Source organism: uncultured Streptococcus sp. (assembly GCF_963545685.1).
GTDB lineage: Bacteria > Bacillota > Bacilli > Lactobacillales > Streptococcaceae > Streptococcus.
In genome coordinates this window covers 1-4,258 of the sequence record NZ_CAUUKN010000081.1, presented here as the reverse complement: position 1 = coordinate 4,258, position 4,258 = coordinate 1, and the positions used below count along the sequence as shown (strand labels likewise).

General features: G+C 39.0%; 5 protein-coding genes and 1 pseudogene. All 6 read right to left on the bottom strand.

What is annotated here, in order from left to right:
• Nucleotides 1-473, bottom strand: a pseudogene (locus tag RWZ99_RS08900) (ATP-dependent Clp protease ATP-binding subunit); the annotation flags it as partial.
• 717 nt (nt 474-1,190) lie between these two features.
• Entirely contained in the window at nt 1,191-1,445 is a 255-nt protein-coding gene (locus tag RWZ99_RS08895) for a Txe/YoeB family addiction module toxin (RefSeq protein ID WP_314678201.1), read from the bottom strand.
• A 3-nt stretch (nt 1,446-1,448) separates the two neighbouring features.
• A complete protein-coding gene (locus tag RWZ99_RS08890) occupies nt 1,449-1,703 on the bottom strand; it encodes a type II toxin-antitoxin system Phd/YefM family antitoxin (RefSeq protein WP_314678199.1) in 255 nt (84 codons plus the stop codon).
• 141 nt (nt 1,704-1,844) lie between these two features.
• Nucleotides 1,845-2,936, bottom strand: coding sequence for a nucleotidyltransferase (locus tag RWZ99_RS08885; RefSeq protein ID WP_314678195.1), 1,092 nt, complete (start codon nt 2,934-2,936; stop codon nt 1,845-1,847).
• A gap of 6 nt (nt 2,937-2,942) precedes the next feature.
• The gene (locus tag RWZ99_RS08880) at nt 2,943-3,683 is read right to left on the bottom strand and encodes a class I SAM-dependent methyltransferase (protein ID WP_013991077.1); all 741 of its coding nucleotides are present in this window, start codon (nt 3,681-3,683) and stop codon (nt 2,943-2,945) included.
• 323 nt (nt 3,684-4,006) lie between these two features.
• Nucleotides 4,007-4,258: ribosome silencing factor (gene rsfS, locus RWZ99_RS08875; protein ID WP_314678191.1), on the bottom strand; the 252-nt coding region annotated here is incomplete at its 5' end.

Sequence of the window (4,258 nt, the reverse complement as noted above, 5' to 3'; positions counted from 1 at the left end):
AGTCCTGAAATATCAATTGAGATGATTTCTTTGTTCTTGATTGCAGCTGGAACATCACCATTTACGATGGCTTGAGCCAAACCTTCAACTACGGCTGTTTTACCAACCCCAGCGTCCCCGACAAGGACTGGGTTATTCTTGGTACGACGAGCCAAGATTTCGCAAGCTTCTTGGATTTCTTTATTACGTCCGATAACAGGATCCAATTTACCTTCACGAGCTTCTTCTGTCAAGTTACGACCAAGCTTAGCAAGGATACCATCTTGTTTAGGTCCTTTACCCTGTTGTTGAGTTGGGTTCACTGTTTCACCTTCATTACCAGGCAATTGACCTGTTTGACGGTAAATCGCAAATTCTTCAGGTGTCACTTCACGACCGTTAATCATGTAGCGACGGTTTTCTGAACGGTAACCACCCATGTTACCCATCAATTGATTGAAAAGATCATCCATATTGTTAAAGTTGTTGTTCATATAATTACCTCGTTTTATCTTATCTTGTGAAATTTCTTAAATGTTATTTTTTAGTTAATGTGTAAATTTGACTTTTACTGACCAAAACCCTAAAAATTTTTAGTAGCTTCAACTACTCTTCTAATAATTTCAGGTTTTGCTCTTGGTAGGAGGCTGAGAACTTTCTCAGTCTTAAATAAATTGTCATTTAGCATAAGAGCCACCTTCTTTCTGTGAATCGCTCAATATAGCTAATTCCAAGCCTCTTTCAAAACTATGAATAGTTTTTCAGAAAGAAACTTGTACATTAAGGAATCCTTTTTCCTTATAGTTTTATCATATACCTTTCATTTAATCAGGTCAAGAATTTGATTTTGACTTTTACTGACCTTTTAGATGAAAATTTTTGCAGACTAGCTGCAATCATTTTATATAGGTATATAGGCTATTTGCACAGCCTTCATAAGGATTTCATTTCCTTATGTTTATATTCTACAACATTGGTCAGTATTAGTCAATAGTTTTTCTGACTTTTTTTGACCTTTGTTATAAATTTTTTTGCAGTCAAACCAAAATTACTTTATTACGAGTATTTAGGCAAGCACTGCAAGATTTATAAGGAAGCTAAATCCTTATGAAATAATAATACACCATTAGTCAGTATAGGTCAATAGTTTTGTTTGATCTTTTTTGACCTTTTTAAGAATAGTTTCCGAAAAAAGCCTACCAGAGGTAGACCTAATAATGATCTTTAAAAGATAGAAAGGCGATACTCTTACCATCAATCATATAAATCAAACGATTTTCAGCATCAATTCGTCGAGACCAAGCTCCTTGAAAGTCGTACTTCAAGGGTTCCGGCTTACCAATACCTGAAAAAGGATCCCGTTGAATATCTTTAATCAGCTTATTAATTCGCTTAAGTGTCTTCCTATCCTGATTTTGCCAATAGCAATAATCTGTCCATGCATCTTCGGTAAAAGTGAGTAACATTTTCTACTCCTTTATTGCATGTTCTTGAGTCTCTCCGGCACGTACTTGAGCCATTCCCTTTAAAACCTTGTCTGAAAGGTCTTTATTTTGAACAATTCGTAATGTTTCTTGAATACTATCCCACTCACTCTTTGAGACAACCACAATATCTTCATTGGGATTTTTATTGACTACAGCTAGAGGTTCAAATTCATCATTAACCTTCTTCATATAATCCTTCAAATGATTTCGAAATGTTGAATAGACGACTGTTTCCATTAGCATACCTCATTTTCCTCTTTTCTTTTATTATATACCAAAAGAATAAACTTGTCAGGAACTTGTACAACTTTATTCTTTCTATTACATCTATTCGAAAAGAAATTTAAAAAGCCTACCAGAGGTAGACCTTTTATAAAACTATTTTACTCTAATCGGTACACGTCCCCAGTTTTGTTCGGAAAGCTCGGGGTTCCCTAATTGATAAACATTGTCCGCTTGTTGTGTAAGCATATCCCAAGGTTCTCTCCCAATCCGAGCCACTATATCCACAGACTTTTTCACAGATTTGAGATGGGCCTGCCCTTTTTGAGAAAATCCAAGCACATGAACAGTCTGAGGTAAAGGATTTTCCACAGCTCCGACTAGGATATAGGTCAAAATACGACGTACCCTTGCTTTTGTATAGCGTTTGGTTGCTACCTTATCCACCAATTCCTCCACAGAAGAAACCTCACGGATAGCAGCTTTTAAACGACTGGAAATCTCTTCATTCACCTGGAAAATACTGGTCAAATCAGGGGTTGTAAGAATCTGATAAACCAGAAATTGGAAATAATTATCCCAAGAGACCTGTGGAGAAGTCTGGAAAAGCTTGCTATTAGGCATGAACTTATCCACAAAATCACTATCTTGCTTGTGGAGTCGTAGACTGGTCGCTGAGGCAAAAGATACTTCCTTGTCTGAGGAATGATAGCCGGCTCCTTGTCTCTGGATGGGCTTCAGCTTAATCCCCTTACCAGCACAAGCTTTGGCATAGGCTAATCCTAGGATATGGTTGGGTGTATTGCCAGTAAAATCCACACCAGCAAACTTTTCCCACATTTTTTGTGTCTTTTGTGGATAAGATAAGTCACTCGGTAAATTTTCCACAAAGGCTTCCATATCCTCTGACTTTTCAGCATAGACATCTGCTATTGCCTGATAGTCTAGGACTTCTTCCGTTCCAAAAGTAAGACTATCAATTCCCAGTCGGGATAAAATATCGACGGCTCCAGCAGCAAAATAATCGGCAGACTGGACTGCCGTCAAGAAAGGTAACTCAACCACGAGGTCTGCTCCATTTTCCAAAGCCATCTGAGCTCTAGCCCACTTATCCACAATAGCCGGCTCACCTCGCTGAACAAAGTTCCCAGACATGGCAACAATTTTTATGCCTTCAGCCTGATTCAAGAGATACTTGTGACCGTTATGAAAAGGATTGAACTCAGCAATAATACCTGTAACTGTCATAGGCTCTTATTTTTGTGCCACAAAGAACCAACGTGCACTAGTTTCTGTCGGTTCCTTGTCCTCGAAATCGGCGTAAAGTTTGAAGGATTTGAAGCCTGCTTGCTCCAACAAGATATCATAAGTCAAGACCTCATAGGTACGCTCCTCATGCACCTCATCATGACGGCTAAAGCTTCCATCTTCCTCTTGGACAAAGAAAGTCAATTCATGGACTATAGAATGCGGAGCCGCATCCTCATAGGTATCCCAAAGCATAGCAAAGTCTTCTGCATTTTCATGGTAGGAATAGCCAGGGAAAACTTCGTCAGTTTGATAGGTTGAGTGCACATCAAAGATAAAGACGCCATCCTCATTGAGAGCATTGTAAACCTCTTTGAAGACGTCTCCAACCTCTACTTCGTCCTGCATATAGCAGATAGAGTCTGAATAACAGGTCACAAAATCATACTTGCCAGCTTGTGATAAATCCAACATGTTGCCTTCAATAAAATCGATTTTCTGCTTGGCAGAGGACGCACGCTTCTCCGCAATCTTCAACATGTCAGCACTCAAATCAAGTCCAGTTACATCAAAACCAGCTTGAGAAAAGCGTACAGACTGAATTCCAGTTCCACAAGCCAATTCAAGTAATTTCTTTTTATCCTTAGTCTTTGGTAAATGACGGAGGGAAAAATCCGTCCACAAATCGTAAAGACTGTCATCCATAACAGCGTCGTAGACCGCCGCAAAAGTTTCATAAGTAGCCATAATCATGATACCAAGTCCGTCCGTAATCGGAATGAAAATTAGAAGCTTTGACTTGGAATCCTGATCCAAGCCAAAGCTATCTATTTTCCGACGATTACAGGACGGGTTCAAATCCTTTCTAAGATACAAAGAGCGTTAAAAGCAAAGAGAATTTAGGAAACTTACTACTGTCTCGTTAGATACAAAGGAAGTTACTCTTTTTCTTCTAGCTTTTAGTTCGTGTTAAGTTTGAAAAATACCTAAACACGATACCCTATCCTTTCTTTCCATTAGATTTTCAATTAAGCAACAAAACCCAGTTGTCGCCAACTGAGTTCAATTTCTTATGCCAAATAGGCTGACACATCCACCATTGGTGCTTCATGCCAGAGTTTTTCAAGGTTATAGTGTGCACGCTCGTCTTCTGTAAAGATGTGAACAACGACGTCGTTAAGATCCAAAAGAATCCAGCCACCCTTATTGTCACCTTCCATGTGACTAGCATCAAGGCCAGCTTCTTTCACTTTCTCACGGATGTTGTCGGCAATAGCTTCCAACTGACGGCTATTCATGGCACTCAAAATAACAAAGTAATC

What these genes read in the sequence shown, in the direction of transcription:
- RWZ99_RS08895 (WP_314678201.1), bottom strand. Translation starts at nt 1,445, where the DNA reads ATGTTACTCACTTTTACCGAAGATGCATGGACAGATTATTGCTATTGG.
- RWZ99_RS08890 (WP_314678199.1), bottom strand. Translation starts at nt 1,703, where the DNA reads ATGGAAACAGTCGTCTATTCAACATTTCGAAATCATTTGAAGGATTAT.
- RWZ99_RS08885 (WP_314678195.1), bottom strand. Translation starts at nt 2,936, where the DNA reads ATGACAGTTACAGGTATTATTGCTGAGTTCAATCCTTTTCATAACGGT.
- RWZ99_RS08880 (WP_013991077.1), bottom strand. Translation starts at nt 3,683, where the DNA reads ATGGCTACTTATGAAACTTTTGCGGCGGTCTACGACGCTGTTATGGAT.